Origin of the sequence: Bradyrhizobium sp. 134 (genome assembly GCF_023074155.1) — a bacterium.
GTDB lineage: Bacteria > Pseudomonadota > Alphaproteobacteria > Rhizobiales > Xanthobacteraceae > Bradyrhizobium.
On the sequence record NZ_JADPKX010000054.1, the window covers coordinates 1 to 1,385 of the forward strand.

Annotated in this window: 1 protein-coding gene; it reads left to right on the forward strand. The window is 65.5% G+C overall.

Annotated features, from left to right (window positions below; translation table 11 throughout):
* Positions 1 to 1,385: mannose-1-phosphate guanylyltransferase/mannose-6-phosphate isomerase (locus IVA75_RS24675; RefSeq protein ID WP_247282324.1), on the forward strand; the 1,385-nt coding region annotated here is incomplete at both ends.

Consider the following 1,385-nt stretch of genomic DNA (forward strand, 5'->3'; position numbering starts at 1 on the left):
ATCCCCCTGATCATGTGCGGCGGTGCCGGAACGCGGCTGTGGCCGGCTTCGCGCGAGGTGCGCCCCAAGCAATTCCTGCCGCTGTTCGGCACCCGCTCGACCTTCCAGGACACGCTGCTCCGCGTCTCGGAGGCCTCGCTGTTCGATCGCCCGATCGTCATCACCAATGCCTCCTACCGCTTCATGGTGCTGGAGCAGCTCGCGGAAATCGGCATCGAGGCCGACGTGATCCTCGAGCCGATGCGGCGCGATTCCGGCCCTGCGATCGCAGCCGGTGCGGTGTTCGCGCAGAACCGCGCGAGTGAAGCGATCGTGCTCGCGCTCGCCGCCGACCACGTGGTGCAGGACAATGCGGCCTTCGTCGCGGCGTGCCGCCAGGGCCTCACCGCCGCGAGTGCCGGGCGCATCGTCACCTTCGGCGTCAAGCCGGAGCGACCGGCGACCGAATACGGCTATATCAGCCCGGGCGAGGTCATCTCCGGCGAGGTGCACGCGGTCGCGCGCTTCGTCGAGAAGCCGGATGCGGTGAAGGCCGCCGACTACGTCAATTCCGGCTATCTCTGGAACAGCGGCAACTTCATGTTCCCCGCCAGCGTGCTGCTCGACGAATACCGCAAGGTCGATGCGGCGAGCGTGGAGGCGATTTCCAGTGCCGTGACCAATGCCGGTCGCGATCTCGGCTTCGTGACGCTGGAGCCCGAGGCGTTCGGCGCGGCCAAGGCGATCTCCATCGACTATGCGGTGATGGAGAAGACCGCGCGCGCCGCTGTGGTGCCGGTGTCCTGCGGCTGGTCCGACGTCGGCTCCTGGCACGCGGTGTGGGAATTGTCGGACAAGGACGCGCAAGGCAATGCTTCGCATGGCGCCGCCGTGTTCGAAGATAGCCGCAACTGCAACGTCACCACGGACTCTGCGCTGGTCGCCCTCGAAGGCGTCGACGATCTCATCGTGGTTGCGACTGCGGACGCGGTGCTCGTCTCGCGCCAGAAGGATGCCAACGGGCTCAAGCGGCTGGTCACAAAACTCAAGGCGGTCGCACCGAAGGTCACCGAGGAGCACCTCAAGGTGCATCGTCCCTGGGGCAGCTACCAGTCGGTCGACAATGGCGAGCGGCACCAGGTCAAGCGCATCGTGGTGAAGCCGGGCGGGCGTCTGTCGCTGCAGAAGCACCATCATCGCGCCGAGCACTGGATCGTGGTCCGCGGCACAGCCCGCGTCACCGTCAACGAGACCGTCAAAAGCGTGCACGAGAACGAGTCGATCTACATTCCGATGGGCGCGGTGCACCGGATGGAGAACCCCGGTAAAATCATGCTGGAGCTGATCGAGGTCCAGACTGGAAGCTATCTCGGGGAAGACGACATCATCCGGATTGAAGACGACTA